Source organism: Sphingomonas yabuuchiae (assembly GCF_014199595.1).
Classification (GTDB): domain Bacteria; phylum Pseudomonadota; class Alphaproteobacteria; order Sphingomonadales; family Sphingomonadaceae; genus Sphingomonas; species Sphingomonas yabuuchiae.
Map to the genome: position 1 here is coordinate 1 of NZ_JACHNX010000011.1, position 14,633 is coordinate 14,633.

The 14,633-nt window shown below is 65.4% G+C and carries 17 protein-coding genes; 12 read left to right on the forward strand and 5 right to left on the reverse strand.

Annotated features, from left to right (window positions below; translation table 11 throughout):
- Window positions 1-101: 101 nt before the first annotated feature.
- Window positions 102-332: a zincin-like metallopeptidase domain-containing protein gene (locus GGQ89_RS13390; RefSeq protein ID WP_338112254.1), complete on the forward strand. Its 231-nt coding sequence runs from the start codon at window positions 102-104 to the stop codon at window positions 330-332.
- Between the two features lie 59 nt (window positions 333-391).
- On the opposite strand, the gene GGQ89_RS13395 is transcribed toward GGQ89_RS13390, so the two are convergent.
- The 3 genes from GGQ89_RS13395 to GGQ89_RS13405 are packed head-to-tail and all read right to left on the reverse strand — an operon-like array spanning window position 392 to window position 3,986.
- On the reverse strand, window positions 392-1,396 hold the full coding sequence (locus GGQ89_RS13395; RefSeq protein ID WP_182926528.1) for a site-specific integrase: 1,005 nt from the start codon (window positions 1,394-1,396) through the stop codon (window positions 392-394).
- Complete coding sequence (locus GGQ89_RS13400) at window positions 1,393-2,757, reverse strand: tyrosine-type recombinase/integrase (protein ID WP_043061577.1); 1,365 nt, start codon at window positions 2,755-2,757, stop codon at window positions 1,393-1,395. Before GGQ89_RS13400 ends, GGQ89_RS13395 begins: the two co-directional genes overlap by 4 nt.
- Window positions 2,754-3,986, reverse strand: coding sequence for a site-specific integrase (locus tag GGQ89_RS13405; RefSeq protein WP_067407072.1), 1,233 nt, complete (start codon window positions 3,984-3,986; stop codon window positions 2,754-2,756). Before GGQ89_RS13405 ends, GGQ89_RS13400 begins: the two co-directional genes overlap by 4 nt.
- Window positions 3,987-4,267: 281 nt before the next feature.
- Here GGQ89_RS13405 and GGQ89_RS13410 point away from each other — a divergent pair, with 281 nt between their 5' ends.
- The 5 genes from GGQ89_RS13410 to GGQ89_RS13430 all read left to right on the forward strand — a co-directional run bounded on the left by GGQ89_RS13410 (window position 4,268) and on the right by GGQ89_RS13430 (window position 8,176).
- Complete coding sequence (locus GGQ89_RS13410; RefSeq protein ID WP_241769350.1) at window positions 4,268-5,230, forward strand: phosphoadenosine phosphosulfate reductase domain-containing protein; 963 nt, start codon at window positions 4,268-4,270, stop codon at window positions 5,228-5,230.
- Between the two features lie 96 nt (window positions 5,231-5,326).
- A complete protein-coding gene (locus GGQ89_RS13415) occupies window positions 5,327-5,767 on the forward strand; it encodes a hypothetical protein (protein ID WP_043061328.1) in 441 nt (146 codons plus the stop codon).
- Window positions 5,768-5,836: 69 nt separating this feature from the next.
- Window positions 5,837-6,469, forward strand: a complete 633-nt coding sequence (locus tag GGQ89_RS13420) for a hypothetical protein (protein WP_184106153.1) — start codon at window positions 5,837-5,839, stop codon at window positions 6,467-6,469.
- A 49-nt stretch (window positions 6,470-6,518) separates the two neighbouring features.
- Window positions 6,519-7,163: a hypothetical protein gene (locus GGQ89_RS13425; RefSeq protein WP_043061326.1), complete on the forward strand. Its 645-nt coding sequence runs from the start codon at window positions 6,519-6,521 to the stop codon at window positions 7,161-7,163.
- Window positions 7,160-8,176, forward strand: coding sequence for a hypothetical protein (locus tag GGQ89_RS13430; protein WP_240456343.1), 1,017 nt, complete (start codon window positions 7,160-7,162; stop codon window positions 8,174-8,176). Before GGQ89_RS13425 ends, GGQ89_RS13430 begins: the two co-directional genes overlap by 4 nt.
- A 46-nt stretch (window positions 8,177-8,222) precedes the next feature.
- Here the strand turns inward: GGQ89_RS13430 and GGQ89_RS13435 are convergent, their stop codons facing one another.
- Window positions 8,223-8,654, reverse strand: a complete 432-nt coding sequence (locus GGQ89_RS13435; RefSeq protein WP_184106154.1) for a hypothetical protein — start codon at window positions 8,652-8,654, stop codon at window positions 8,223-8,225.
- Window positions 8,655-9,014: 360 nt separating this feature from the next.
- Window positions 9,015-9,179: a hypothetical protein gene (locus GGQ89_RS13440; RefSeq protein WP_157846251.1), complete on the reverse strand. Its 165-nt coding sequence runs from the start codon at window positions 9,177-9,179 to the stop codon at window positions 9,015-9,017.
- Window positions 9,180-9,797: 618 nt separating this feature from the next.
- Between GGQ89_RS13440 and GGQ89_RS13445 the strand changes: the two genes are divergently transcribed.
- The 6 genes from GGQ89_RS13445 to GGQ89_RS13470 all read left to right on the forward strand — a co-directional run bounded on the left by GGQ89_RS13445 (window position 9,798) and on the right by GGQ89_RS13470 (window position 14,591).
- Window positions 9,798-10,757, forward strand: a complete 960-nt coding sequence (locus tag GGQ89_RS13445; RefSeq protein WP_052814255.1) for a DUF2493 domain-containing protein — start codon at window positions 9,798-9,800, stop codon at window positions 10,755-10,757.
- A gap of 237 nt (window positions 10,758-10,994) precedes the next feature.
- Entirely contained in the window at window positions 10,995-11,492 is a 498-nt protein-coding gene (locus tag GGQ89_RS13450; RefSeq protein WP_043061324.1) for a Ros/MucR family transcriptional regulator, read from the forward strand.
- An 887-nt stretch (window positions 11,493-12,379) separates the two neighbouring features.
- Window positions 12,380-12,787 (forward strand): single-stranded DNA-binding protein, encoded by a 408-nt coding sequence (locus tag GGQ89_RS13455; RefSeq protein WP_043061323.1) that lies wholly within the window; start codon window positions 12,380-12,382, stop codon window positions 12,785-12,787.
- 220 nt (window positions 12,788-13,007) lie between these two features.
- On the forward strand, window positions 13,008-13,184 hold the full coding sequence (locus GGQ89_RS13460; protein WP_156477747.1) for a hypothetical protein: 177 nt from the start codon (window positions 13,008-13,010) through the stop codon (window positions 13,182-13,184).
- Window positions 13,185-13,194: 10 nt separating this feature from the next.
- Window positions 13,195-14,127, forward strand: coding sequence for a hypothetical protein (locus tag GGQ89_RS13465; RefSeq protein WP_043061322.1), 933 nt, complete (start codon window positions 13,195-13,197; stop codon window positions 14,125-14,127).
- Window positions 14,127-14,591: a hypothetical protein gene (locus GGQ89_RS13470; RefSeq protein WP_043061321.1), complete on the forward strand. Its 465-nt coding sequence runs from the start codon at window positions 14,127-14,129 to the stop codon at window positions 14,589-14,591. The genes GGQ89_RS13465 and GGQ89_RS13470 overlap by 1 nt, the downstream gene beginning before the upstream one ends.
- Window positions 14,592-14,633: the final 42 nt, after the last annotated feature.

Sequence of the window (14,633 nt, forward strand, 5' to 3'; positions counted from 1 at the left end):
CATTCGGCGAAGAAGGAGAGTGGGGCCTGTGCAGGGTGTCCTTCTGGATAGCCCTGAAAGGACAGAAAGGACATCCTGTGGGCAGGACCTAACATGAGGCCGTGCATCATGCAGGGCATGAAAGCCGCCTCAACCGAAAAACCCTGATTTCAACGAGCCGCGCCGACTATGCGAGGGACGAACTCGTGGCCGAGCTGGGCGCATCCTTCATCGGCGCGATTGTCGGTTTCAAGGTCGAGGAACGCGAAGACCATGCCGCGTATATCGAGCACTGGCTTCAATTATGGCGAGGTGAGCATAACTTCAGTAATCGCGAGGTATCGATAATGTGAAGGAACGCGGCCAGATTGGCTGATGTCTGCGGTTTCCGGCCAACATTCCTTCGCATTATTCAGAGCGTGTCGAGCCAGGCGAGTACGCTTGTATCGCGCTTCCAGGATGGCTTGCCGCCGGGTGTGGTCGGAACGGCAACCTGTTCCAATGCCTTCCGTTTCGTTTCCAGATTGGCCCTCGCATAGTGGTTGGTCGTGTCGAGGCTCACATGGCCGAGCCAACTGCGGATGACCGTGACGTCGACGCCCGCCGAGATGAGGTGCACGGCGGTGGCGTGCCGGAAGGCGTGCGGCGTCACATGCTTGGCACGCAGCGTCGGCGTGGTTTCTGCCGCAGCCCTCACGTAGGCGGCAAGCTTGAACCGGACACCCGAGGCACTGAGCGGTTCGCCATAACGGTTGACGAACAGCCTCTGGTCCGGCGCCCGTGGCTGTCGCTCGAGCAGCTTACTCAGCAGCAGGACCGTTTCCGGCCAGAGCGGGCAGATGCGTTCCTTTCGGCCCTTGCCGGTCAGGCGCACGCAGCTCGGGCTTTCGAACCGGATCGCTTCGGGGCACAGATCGAGCGCTTCCTGTATTCGTGCGCCGCTGTTGTAGAGGAACGAGAGCAGCGCATGGTCGCGCATACCCTCGATCGTAGAACGGTCGGGCTGAGCGAGGATCGCCGTCACTTCCGCCGGATCGAGGTAGCAGGGCTCCGATACCGGCGCGCGCTTGATCGGGATGTTGAGGATTTCGACGCATTGCGCGATCGATGGGGGATACTTGGTGGCCACGAAGTGGAAGAAGCTGCGGATCGCGGCAAGTCGGCAGTTGCGCGTGCCGATCGTGCCGCCGCGGTCGTGTTCGGCATGGCTCAGGAACGCGGCGACCTCGCTGGCGGTCAGATCGGCCAGCGTGATCACCGCCACCTTCTTTCCAGCACGCTGCGCGACGAACCGCAGGTACAGCCGCCAGGTATCGCGGTATGATCGAACCGTATGGATGGACGCGTTGCGCTGCTCGACCAGCCATTCGTAGAAGAACGCGCGCAGCAGGCTCGGGAACGGGTCGGTCTTGCTCATGGCTGCGCCTCCTGCCCCAGGCTGAGGCATTGTGCGCCCACCGCTCGGAACCGCTCGTTGGCGTGGTGCAGCAACTCCTGCGTGACCGTGATGTAGACCAGCGTGGAGTTGATATCCCGATGGCCGAGGTAGGTCGCAAGGAACGGCAAGCGCTCCTGCGGGTTGATGCCGGCGCGATACCATTCGAGGATGCGGTTCACGACCATCGAGTGGCGCAGGTCATGCAGGCGCGGTCCGGTGACGCCGCGCGGCGGCTTCAGCCCGGCCCGGCGGATGACGTCGACCAGCAGCCAGGCGACGGCCTGGGACGAGTATCGGGCACTGCCCTGCTCGTGCCAGAACAGTCCGGAGCGCGGCTCTTGCGATGCTCCGGCCCGCCGCCGGGCATCGATATAGGCCCGAAGTTCGACCATTACGCTGTTGGACAGAGGCAGGATTCTGGTCTTGAAGAACTTGGTCTGCCGCACCGTGATCGTGCCGTTATCCAGGTCGACATCGCCAAGATCGAGACGGGCTACCTCGCCGCACCGCAGCCCCGCGCAATAGGCCATCATGAGCATGGTATGGATGCTCAACGGGCGAAGCGGCGCTCGCGGGGAGGGATAGGTTCGGGCAATATCGAGCATCCGCCGGACATCGGCGGGGGAGTAGATGTGGGGCTTGCGGTACTGCTTCGCCACTTGCTTGATCGGCCGCGAGTCCGGACGACGCGGCGGGATCGACGGGTCCCGGTGCCGGAGGATTTTCGCCAGGACGCGCTTCAGCCTCTCGCATTCGGCGGGATGGTTGGCAGTCGACTTGGCGCTTGCCCAGTGTTCGAGCATCACACCTATCGGTTCATCTTGCAGGACCGGGTTCAGTTGCAGGAACCTGTCGAACCGGACAAGCCATACGGGCTGCGCGGTGTATTTGTAGCCGCGGCTCCGCATCAGATCGACGTGCTCGGCCATCATTGCGCCCAGGACGCTGCCGAACGGTTTGGGCTGATACAACGCGGCAAGGGCCTGGTTCGGATCGGGCGACGCCAAGGCGCGCCACACGGGCATGCACTGCTTGATATTGCATGCATCGCGCAGGTCGCCGACGGGATTGCGTTCGATCGCTCCGATTTCCAGAAGATGATCGAGGAACCGGTCGATGATGCGGGTGCGGTGCAGCCGCGTCGTCGCAGCCCATCGGGTTGACGACGCCTGAAGCCAGGCCACCAGCACGTCCTGGTCGAGTTCGGCGTGGCGCTCGACCTCGTCCTGGAAGCTGTTGAGCGCCTGCTTGTACACGGTGCGGGTCTTCGGTCTGCGCAGATCAAGGTCGGCCACATAGCGCTCGACCAACTGCCGCTCGGGATCGGGCCAGATCGTCATGACCGCACCTCCCGTCCCGGCACGCAGAGCGCGATATCCCTGAGGTCCTCGGTGGCCAGTTTGAGGTAGGGAGCGGTGGACTCGGCCGAACGGTGTCCGAGCATGTCTCCGATGATTTTCTGCGGCACCGCGGAGCGCAGCATTTCGACTGCGCGCGCATGGCGGAAGATGTGCGGACCACTCTTGCCTGGCGGCTCGACCCCGGCGTCATGAAGCCGCCGCCGCACCGCGCTGGCCAGCATCCCGAGCTTGCGATAGGGCGCGCGCGTGCGGATGAAGACTTCCCGGGCGTCGGTCTCGGGCCGTCCGGCGCGCAGATAGGCGAGCACCGCTTCGCCTACCGGCGCCATCAGGGGCAGGTACGAACAGGCCCGGGTCTTGGTGTGTCTGATGCGGATCGCTTCCGCGCGCCAGTCGATGTCTTCGATCCGCAGGTTGCGGATCTCGCTCGACCTCAGGCCATAAGTTGCGAGCAGTTGTAGGATCGCATGGTCCCGCAGCCCAATAGGCGTTTTGTCCTGCCCTGCAACTCGCAGGACAGCAGCGATCTGGTCCCGCTCAAGGATCGAGGGCACCCCCTCGTAGGCGTAAAGCAATGGGGCGATTACGTGCGGCGACAAGTCGATCGCGGTGCGACCCGTGCGGTGCAGATAGCGGAGGATCGAGCGAAGCCGCTCCGCGACATCCTTCACTGATTTGCGCGTCTGGTGGGGGGTGCGCGTTTCCATGTAACGGTCGATGTCGCCGACGGCCATTTCCATCAGGCTGTCGACGCCGCATCGATCAAGCTGCCAGGCGAGGAAGTTCCGGCCCTCCCACATCAATGCGTAGATACTGGGCTCCGCAAGGCCCCGTTCCTCGCGCAGCCAGGTCTCGTATTCGTCGCAGATCGCAAAGCGCAGCGCATCTGCTGCACAGGTTGCTTTCGGCGCGGGCGGCCACTGGCCCTGTGCAAGCCGCAGCAATGCGTGGATTCCAGAGCGCGGAATGGAGTGCCAGTACGGCCCCGGCGACCGACCATGGCGTTTGCGGAACATCGCGATCGCATGGTGTAGGTAGTGCGCCACCTGCGCCTCGGTCACCTCGTTGATCGGGATGCGCCGCAGGGCAAGATAGTCGAGGAACACGCGTGCATAGGCGCAGTAGTTCCCGGCCACCACCGGGCTGTATCGTTGGCTGATCAGTGCGACTTTGAGTTCGGCGATCAGTTCGCAATCGGTATTCGGCATCGAAGGCTCCTCTGCTGGTCAAACGACCGCAGAGGTTTGTCGTGAAATAATGCGAAGCAAAGACCATCAGATAACGGCGGAATTCTGCGGATTTCAGACGCTAAAGCCGCGTTCCTTCACATTATCGATACCTCGCGATTACTGCGCGTGCTGCGACGCGAGCCCCGGGCGATCATGACCGCGGCGGCGAAGGCCGAAGCCGCAGCAGGATTTCTGCTACGTGCAACCGGGCTCGGACGCCTCGACCATGCCGACGAGCCTTATCGTGAAGCGGCGTGATCGTGCCCGACAGTCCGGACCTCCGCGCCTACCGGCGCATCGTCGTGGCGTTCAGCGGTGGCAAGGACAGCCTTGCCGCCCTTCTCCATCTCCTTCACCTCGGCGTGCCGGCGGACGCGATCGAGCTCCATCATCATGACGTCGATGGTGGCGGCGCGAGCTTTATGGATTGGCCCTGCACCGCCGGATATGTCCGCGCGATCGCCGAGCATCTTGGGCTTCGCGTCTATTTCTCGTGGCGTGAGGGTGGCTTTGCACGCGAACTCGAGCGGTCGGGCGCACCCACCGCACCGGTCGTGTTCGAGACCCCGGACGGTATCGGCCGCGCCGGGGGCAATGGCCCGATCGGCACGCGCGGTCTGTTCCCGCAGACCAGCGCTGACCTTCGTGTTCGCTGGTGCAGCCCATCGCTGAAGATCGATGTCCTGGCGGCCGCCATCCGGAACCAGGACCGGTTCCTCGATGGAGCCACGCTGGTCGTGACGGGCGAGCGCGCCGCCGAAAGCCCCTGCCGCGCGCATTACCTGGCTTTTGAACCGCATCGCACGTCGAGCAGGCGACGCACAGTCGATCATTGGCGCCCCGTCCACGGCTGGACCGAGGCACGGGTCTGGGAGGCAATTGCGGATTCGTCGATCCGTCCGCACCCTGCGTACACGCTTGGCTGGGGACGTCTGTCGTGTCGAACGTGCATCTTCGGCTCGCCCGATCAATGGGCGACCGTGCGTCACGTCTTCCCTCGCGCGTTCCAGCGCGTGAAGGTGCGCGAGGCGGCCAGCGGCAAGACCATCCACCGCGCGGCTGACGTCGAAACACGTGCGGATCGTGGCTCCCCCTATTCTGCCGCGCTCGTTCATCCCGACGAGCTTTCCCAGGCCGAGGACGAGCACTGGCGCCTTCCGATCGTGATGAATCCCTGGCGGTTGCCCGCCGGTGCCTTCGGCGACCCGGCCGGCCCACCATAGCATGAATGCCTCGTATCGAACTCTGCGCCGGTCGACCGCCCCCTTTCCCAGGCCGGACGGCATGACGCCCATCTCTCCCACAAGAAAGGATGTCCCATGACTGACCGCGTTTCTGCCTCCATCACGATCGGCGGTGTCCTCGATCGCAGCACCCTGCCCGAACTCGAGTCCATCGTTCGGCACGAGGGCCTTTCGACCGATTGGGACGGCGCGCCCTTCCATCTCGCCGAGCTCGTCGACGGCAAGTCCCTCACCCTCAAGGCCCATGAAGTCGCCCGCGGCGCGTTCGAGGCGCTCGAGGCATTCTGCGTTCGGGAGACGCTGCCCTTCGTCCGGTGGTCAGGCGCCTGCCCCGGACAATGGGGTGCTGAGCGCCTCGTCTTCACCGGGAGCGGCGAGCCAACACGCTTTCCATGCGACGAGGACGATTATGTCGTCATCGGTGAAGACCATCTTCAGCGCCTCGCCACGTTCGAGGCCGCGCTGGCGTATTTCGAGGGTGCGAACTTCGTCGTGCCGCCCATCCGGCTGCGTTGAACCCGCCGGCACAAGAGGAGAGGACGCCTTCGGCCTTTGCGAGCGCATCCGCGCTCAGGAGGCTGAACCATGTTCTACGACACGACCTATCGTCATCATCAAGCCCTTCATCCTTCGGGCCTGGAAACCTTCCCCGCAGCGCTGCACGCCCTCATCACCGCCGCTGACGACTGTCGCCGCGCCGGCAAGCCGATCGCGCAGGACGCCGCAATCCTGCTTCTCAGCCGCAACCTGGCCAGCGTGATCCGGCCGATGGCGGGTCCTGATGAAGCGCTACGCCTGCGATGCGTCATCGATCGGGCGTCGATCGAGGCGTCGCCAGCGCTTCTCGAGATCGCGGGACACCATGTGGGCGGGGATCCCGCCGCCAAACGCGCCTTCCATGCGCAAGCGCGTCGCGCCGTGGCACAGCTTGCTGCCGAAATCGGGCTCGGCGCCGGCGAGGCCCGGGTCCAGACGATCGACGGCGACGATGACGACGACGGTGTCACCGAGTTGCGTCATCCCGACATCGGCATCCGCGTCGTTCCGCGCAGCTTCCTGCCCGACAGCGAGATCACCTTCCATCGCTGCCGTGGCGGCGAGCCGTCGAGCAGGGTTTTTTGCGCACCCATCGCCGAATTGCTCGACGCCCCCGCGTTTGCGCGCCGTCTCACGCTGTCGATCGGGGCGCTTCCGCCATCGTTGGAGGCTGCCGCCTGACCCTCTTGCCGATGCAATCGCCGGTCGCATCCGGCGTCAGGAGAACGATATGCCTGAACTGGTCATCACCCGGGTCTTCCGACCGGCGGAACTTGAGCCGCCAGCCCGCGACACCGCGCGTGCCTGGGCGCGCCATCACCTGGTTCCCGACGATTGGCATGAGAGCGTCTTCGAAGACTTCGAGAACGTGTGCGCCATCGTCGGCGTCGAGATCGCGACCCGCCCGGTCCGGCTCTACGGAGGAGGAACCCGGGCGGCGCCGCGCATCCTTTTTTCCGGCTTCGCCAGTCAGGGCGACGGCGCGAGTTTCGAAGGCGAGTATCGGTACGCGCGCGGGTCGAGCGCCGCCATTCGCTCCTATGCGCCTGTCGACCCTGAACTTCACCGCATCGTCGACGCGCTCGCCGCCATCCAGCGCCGCAACCTGTATCAGTTGCAAGGCACCATCCGGCAGACGGGTCGCTACTGTCACGAATATTCGATGACGATCAGCGTCGAACGTGACGGCCCGAACGGACAAGATGGGACCCCGACTGCTGAGGACGATGTCACGGAGGCGCTTCGTGACCTTGCGCGCTGGCTTTATCGCCGGCTCGAAGCCGAATACGACTTCCAGACCGCCGATCATCAGGTCGACGCGGCGCTCGAGGCGAACGACGTCACCTTCACGGCAGCTGGAGCAAAGTTCCCATGACCCGGCCACCTGTCGTCGTGGCATGGGGTGCCGGTGTCGACTCGACCGCGATGATCATCGAACTCGCCGGGCGAGAGGAGCCGATCGACATGGTCCTGTTCGCCGATCCGGGCTCGGAGAAGCGCGGCACCTATGCCTTCATTCCGCTCTTTCGTGCCTGGATGGCCGAGCGTGGCATCGCATCGGAGATCGTTCGCTATCAGCCGCGCAACTTCAAGCATTGGCCGCCCTATGCAACGATCGCCGAGAACATGCTGACCAACGCAACGCTCCCGTCGGTGGTCTTCAATCGGGGATCCTGTTCACAGAAGTGGAAGGCAAGCGCCCAGGATGCTTGGACTGCGGACTGGGAGCCTGCACGGCGATGTTGGGACGCTGGCGAACGCGTGATCAAGATGATCGGATACGACGCGTCGCCGCGGGACACGCAGCGCTACGCACACGCCGTGGAGTGCGAGGATCCGCGCTATGCCTATCGCTATCCACTGCGCGAATGGGGATGGGATCGTTCGGCATGCGAGCGACGGATCGCTGCCGCCGGTTTGCCATTGCCACCGAAGTCGAGCTGCTTCTTCTGCGGCAGCATCAAGGCCGACGAGGTGATGGAACTCGCCATCCCGGAACTGCGGATCATCGTTCTCATGGAAGCGCGGGCGAAGCCCCGGCTGCGCAATGTCGACGGGCTCTGGCGGCGTCCCGTGCTCGGTCGTCGTGGAGCAACGCCGCGCCCCGGCAGCATCACCGAGTTCATTCGTGAGCGCGGCTTGCTGCCGCCCGACGAGATCGACCGGATCATTGGCGAAGCACCGACGGACCTCATCGCCTTTCAAGAAGCGCAGGCCGCCCTCCCCGTCGACGAGCGTGTCCCGATCGGCAATTGGCTTGAGGACTTCAATCGTGCCGCCGACGCGCTCCGCGAGCGCTCGCCTCAAGGCGGTTGTCCTGTCCCTAGGAGAGCAACTGGGGCGATCGGGGACGCATCGTGTCTCACTTATGCCGTCGGCCAAGGGTGAGCACTCCCATCAGCCAGGTCGCTTGCGCCGCGCCCTGCGCTGACCGTTACGCATTCATCGGGCGCTCGACCTCGCCTGCGGCATGGCGGATCGTCGCGCTCCAGCCATCGATGATGGACCCCATTGCCGGGTCCTCTACCGCTGACACATCGGCGAACAGCGCGAGCAACCGGCCGAATTCGTCGAGTGCGACGATATCGTTGCGTGCCAATAGGGTGCCGACAATCGTCAAGGCACCGCCCATCGCACGGCGCAGCGCGGATTCACCCGGCATGATCGCTGCGGCAACGGCGATCTGCGTGGGGTCATCCGCTACGTCGACATCGATGCACGCCATCGCGCGCTCAAGATAGACGCTTGCGGATCTCGCTCCGGCTTCGAGCAGAAGCGACTGTGCTTCTTGAAGCAGGTGCTGCACCCTGGCGCGCCGCAGCGCTGTATCGTCCTGTCCGGCCTCGTGACCGTTGGTGTCGTCCAACACACTCTCCGCGTCCCAGCGTTGAGCGCGAGATCGGCGTGTCCGTGAAGCGCGCCAATTCGGCCCAAATACAGGGTCGGGGAAATATCGCGTGCCTGGCAGGCAGACGCACGGCGAGGTCGACGCTCACGCGCCGCCCTGCATGGTCAGCAGACCCTCACTCACGAGGTTTCCACGCCCCGACCTGCGTCTCCACAAGTTACATCAGGCTAAGGGAGATCGTCCGGTAATGCCAGCAGCCGCTACTCCAGCCTCGGGACGTCGGTCGCCGTGCATCTATCGCACGATCCGCAGTGAGGCAGCATCGTTGCGCCCCTGCGACGTTCAGGTAAGCCTTGTGCCCGCCATCGGCCCCGTGGTTCACCGCCGTACCTGCGAGCCGACTTGCAGTGACGGCTCGATCGACGCGCCCAAGTCTTTTCGCTCATTCGCCTCCGCGTCCCAGCGTTCGAACGGACCGCCCTTGGTGCCGCCCGGATCGGGGTTGCGCGCGGTCGCGTAGCGGCCCGATTTGGGAGAGATCACGAGGTCCGCGTAAGCACGAACGGCGCGGGCAACAGGGCTGATCGTCGGCGCACTAGCGGGGCTGTGCCGCGCGCGCCGGCATGCGTCTGCTCTTTTGTCGCGGCTCGCCCTTACGGTCGAAGGGATCTCCCACCGTCGCCACTCGCTGTCGGGTCGGGAGCACGCCGACCGAGGATCTGGCGGGGCGGACCCCGCAGTGATGTGTAGTTCTATCCGCAGCCACTCTCGCTGACGCAGCAGGAGCAAGAGGGCCCAGGCGGCCAGTCACCTCGCTAGGTCGCGACGATGCCGGGGAGATGCTCCTACCGGACGCGACATGGCGCGGCATCGCTGGCCAGTCGTGGCGATGACGTCGAAGGGGATCGTGACGAGCATCCTTTCGCGGACCTTCCGCGTGCGCCCTTTTCGCCGGAGGGATGCGGCACATAGGCCCCCGCGATCCCCCCGCAACCCGCGAAAGCCGGGCCGTGTTGCCGCGTACCGCGGCTGCCCGCGCCACCCCGACTTTCGCGGGTTCCCCGCCGCGAAGCGGCGGTGCGTCGGGCTCTGCTGCGGCGTCCCAGGAGGTGCGCATCCGGCGGAAAAGGCCGCCGGCCTCTGCAATGAAAGGCTGTCGCCATGACTACTTCCCTCGCCGCGGCGCTCGCCGCTCTCGAACTGGGCCACCTCGAGCCGCGCTCCGACGAACTGCCCGGGATGGCACCGCCCCCGAGCGAGGCCCTCGATCAGACCACGACAGCGATCTGGAGCGACCTCTTCGCGACCCTCTTCAACACGTCCCTGGAGCGCGACATCGAGGAATTGGGCTGGGGCCTGGTGAACCTGTTCCACCGCGCGGCCGCGAAGAAGCACGCCACCATCGATCGTCTTACCGACGAGATCAGACTGCTGATCGCCGAGCAGGACGGCTCCGAGATCAACAGCACGAACCTTGAGGAGAAGGTCGAGCTCGCGAAGAAGATCGAGGAGGCGGCCGGCTGCTACGAGCAGATGCGCGACACTGCCGCGGCGCATTACATGCGCGAGACCGGTCGATCCTGGGTGCCCGCCACCGGCAATCGCATCTCACTGGGGGTTACCTCGGCAATCGTCGATGGTCAGGCGTTCTTGCGCGCGCGGCGTGAGCGCGTCCGCGATGCCAACACCGCGGTCGGAACCCCCGTCGTCTTCGCCGGCGGCCGGCTGACGTTCACCTGCGACGGGGACATGAAGACGTTCGGCGACAATCTCCTGCGCACGCTCAACGCCGTCCGCGAGCGGGTCGGGGACATGTACCTCGTCCATGGCGGCGACATGAAGGGGATCGAGCGCATCGCGGCGTCCTGGGCCGAGCAGCACGGCGTCCAGCAGGTTCGATTCGGTCTCGACCGCAAGCTCGGCGATCGCGCCGGTTTTCGTCGCAACGAGCAGATGCTGTCGCTCCGCCCGCGCTATCTCATCGCCTTTCAGGGCAATGGCGTGACCGAGCGCCTCGTCATCGATGCCAAGAAAGCGGGCGTCCGCGTCGTCGACCGCCGGGGACCGCTCGGGACGCCCCCGGCCGCGCTCGATCAGAAGCGCGAGGTCAGTCGCGCCTGATCGACGACGGGACCGCCGGTGCGCCGGCGGTCCTCGCTATGAGGGGGCTGGTCCCCATTTCCTGGCGGTGTCCGGCAGCCTTGGCGTTTCGCTTTTCCGCGATCGACATCGCATCGCACGCAACAGCGGTTATCAGCGGTTATCAGTGGCACGTCGCTGCACCAATGCTATTATCTCTTCCGAGCGCGCTGCGTGATCGTCGCATCCACCCTGTGGTGGACGACGGAAAGGGACAGGATGACCGAGACTGTGAACACGATCGAACTCGCCACCGAAGTGACCGCAGCCTGGCTATCGAACCCGAACACGCGCGCCGATCCGGAGGCCGTGCCCGCCTTTCTGACAGCGATTTACGCGTCGATCACGCAATTGGTCAGCGGCGAAGCCTCAGAGGACGCCGTCGAAGTCACTGCGGTCGATCACGCTCCTGCCGTCACCGTGCGCAAATCCCTGGCCTCACCCGATCGCATCATCTCGATGATCGACGGAAAGCCCTATCGGACCTTGCGCCGGCACCTCTCCACGCACGGCCTGACCCCGGATGAGTATCGCGCACGCTACAAGCTGAAGCCCGACTATCCGATGGTCGCGCCCGCCTACAGCGAGGCGCGGCGTGCCATGGCGAAGAAGATCGGCCTCGGTCGCAAGCCCAAGACACCGGCCGAGACGACCGCGGCGTCGGCCGTGCCGGCGCGCAAGCCCCGCCGCGCGAAGGGCGCCGTCACGCCGGCCTGATTGCGGACGGCGGGCGCGAGCGCGCCATCGGCCGGTTGGTTGTCGCCCCTCGACACGCGCCGACCGGTTCGGCCGCGCGATCGAGCCGTTCATCGGATCAGGGGATCGTCGAGCGGAGGTCGCCTGCCCGACCGCTCGGCGAACCCGGGTCCGGGTATTGAGGTCTGCTCGCAACTGATCGGCGGGGCTCATAGGAGAGACCGGGCTGCCGCCGACGTCGGAGAAGCCGGCGTCGCGTGGGGTCGGCACCAGGCTTCCCACCCCCTGTCGAGAGGAGGTATCAGACGTCCGCGTTCGTTGCTCGATCGCCCCAGGCTGCGCGGAGCGTCGTTGTATAGGGAACATTCTCGACTTCGGGCGCGGTTCGGCCAAGGCGCGTATGCCTGTGGCGTTGGGAGGGTCGGTGTCGCAGCCGCGCCCCCCTGCTCGCCCCTGACGTCCCCTGTCGGCAACGTGCCTCGACATGCATTGGTATGAAGGATGATGGTGCTGCTCCGGTTCGGCCCGCAACCGTTCGATCGCTCCAGCCCTCGATGCGATTGCAGCGCAGGTCAGTGGGGGAACGACGATCGAAGGTGCCGCCCGAATCCGGGGCGGGGGTGGCAGCGAGGTCGCAGGCCGGATGCGGTTTCACGAATATCGTGGTTCCGCTCGACTGCCTGAAGAGGGTCCATCCCCTCTCCTCACTGAACGACCTAAGCCGGCCGTCCATCGGCTCCAACCCGCATGGCTTCGGACCGAGTTGCCGCTTCGCGGCTGCCCGCACCACTCCTCGCCATGGGGTTTCCCTTCGCGTCTGCGCGCTCCGGTGGAGCCACCGGCCTGGCCGTCTTTGACGGTGTTCAGCCGAGGGAACGAACCCTCGAGCAGGACAAAGGAACCTCGACATGCAGAACCTCGTCATCCTCGCCGGCAACGTCGGCGCCGCCCCCGAGACCCGCACCACCCAGGGCGGCACCAAGATCACCAGCTTCAGCCTCGCGACCTCGCGGCCGAAGCGCGACAGTGAGGGCAAGGTCCTCAAGGAAAACGGCCGCCGACTCGAGGATACCGAATGGCACCGGATCACCTGCTTCAACGGTGTCGCCAAGACCGTCGCCGAATATGTCGAGAAGGGCCAGAAGGTGATGGTGCGCGGTCGGATCCACTACACCCGCTGGACCGACCAACAGGACATCGAGCGGTTCGGCGTCGAAATTATCGCCGACGAGGTCACCTTCCTCTCCTACGGCAAGTCCCGCCAGCAGCAGCAGGGCGCCGCGCAGGACAATGAGGACGACGACATCCCCTTCTGATCGGGGCGGGCGGCCCGGGAGCTTCGGCTCCCGGGCTCTTTCGTGCTGCCTCGCGCCAGGCATCCCTTCCTAACCTTTGTCGGTTGAGACACGATGCCCAAGTGGCAGGTCGAAGGACCGTGCTCGCGCCGATGACGTGATCCCGCACTCTACCTTTTTACCGTTTCGAGCGTTATGTTGACCACAAGCGGCCAAGACCCCTCGGCCGGGAGATGATGCAATGCTCGTCACGAACGTCAGGCAGCAGCGCGCGATCGGTCGCGCAGCCGCCGCCGCGGGTGGCTATTTCCAGCTCGCTCGGCGCCTGTCGCAGGCGCAGACCGAACGCACCCGTCGCGAAGGCACCGCAGTCGACGCGCCCCAGGCGGTAACCAATAACGAGACCACGCGACGCTGAACGTCTCGCATTGAGCCTCACCTTTTCCCTTCTTACCGCACTGCTGTGGCTGCTCCCGGGCATCACCGGGCTTATCTTCTGGAACAATCTGGGCCGACGCCACGGCGTACGACGGCCCGATCAACCGCTTACCGCGCTCAACAGCCTCGCGCTGGCGGGTGGCATCAGCCTCGCGGCGCATCTGTTCGGTGCGATCGTATGCGACGGGATCGTCGCAATTCTCAGCGGGCCCGAACGACCTGGGCTGGTCTCGCCTTATCGCGTCGTCGCCGGTTTGATGATCCGCCCGACCTCAGGTCCCAATGCCCGCGACCTCGGCCCGGGCGAGCCGCTCGGCCTGATCGAGTTTGCCTTCATCCTCATCTTTCTGTCCTATCTCGTCGCCGTCATGATCCGGCACAGGGGATTGGCGCTGGTGCTCGACGGGCTCGACAGCCACACCCAGGGCTGGGCATTCCAGCACATCATCGATCCGACGAACCATGGCTATTTCCAGCTCGCCTATGTCCTCACCGACGCGGTCGAAGACGGTCGCGGCCTCGGCTACGCGGGAGGGATCGCCGATATCCGTCTGTCGGACGACGGCGAGATCAAGGCGCTGACCCTGTCGGAGCCCAATCGCTTCATCTACATGATCGGCGGCAAACCCAAGGAGAAGGGTCATCTCAGCTTGCCGCGCAGCTGGGGCTCGATGATGCGGCGCGACGATGCGGGCGCGTCGGTCGCTGCCGGACTGGTGGTGGAGGAGGCAAAGCCGGTTGGCGGCGCCATCTACCTCCCCGCCGCGCGTATCCGAAACATGCTGGTGCTGAACTATTCAGAGCAGGCGCTGACCTCCGTCCTTCCTGACGCAGATCCCGCTCCCGCACCGCCCCCGCCTGTCGGCAAGCGCGAACGTGCCCGCGCTGCCGTGGCACAGGGCTTGTCCTGGCTGCTGCGCTGATGCGTTTCGATCCTGCCTTCCTTGCAGCGCTTCCCGACGATGCGCGGCTCATCGCCATCGGCATCGGCGTGTTGCTGCTGCCCCACCTCATCGCCGGACTATTCTGGTCGGCGATCCTGCGTCTCAAGCTGATGGTGCCGGCGGGGATTGTCGGCCTTCTCGCCGCGCAGGGCCTCGCGGTCACGATGACGAGCGGCCTGGGTTGGTTCGGAGGCGCAACCGGCATGGGCCGGACAGCACTCTGCAGCCTGCTCTGGCTGCTGCTGACGCTCATCATCCTGAACGTGCTCGCCGCTGTCGCCACCCGCTACGCGACGCCGCTTGAGTTCGATGGCCGCGTCATCGCGCCGGCCCGCTTCTGGCCTACCGGTCCGCTCGACTGGGTTTTGCGTCAGGAGGAGACGGTCAAGAATGCCACCTACGTCCCGCCGAGCGCGCAGCCGCCGCGCGAGGGCTTCGACTGATCGATGCTTTGCAGGCGGGTGGGGCACCCATGCCGGCGGTAC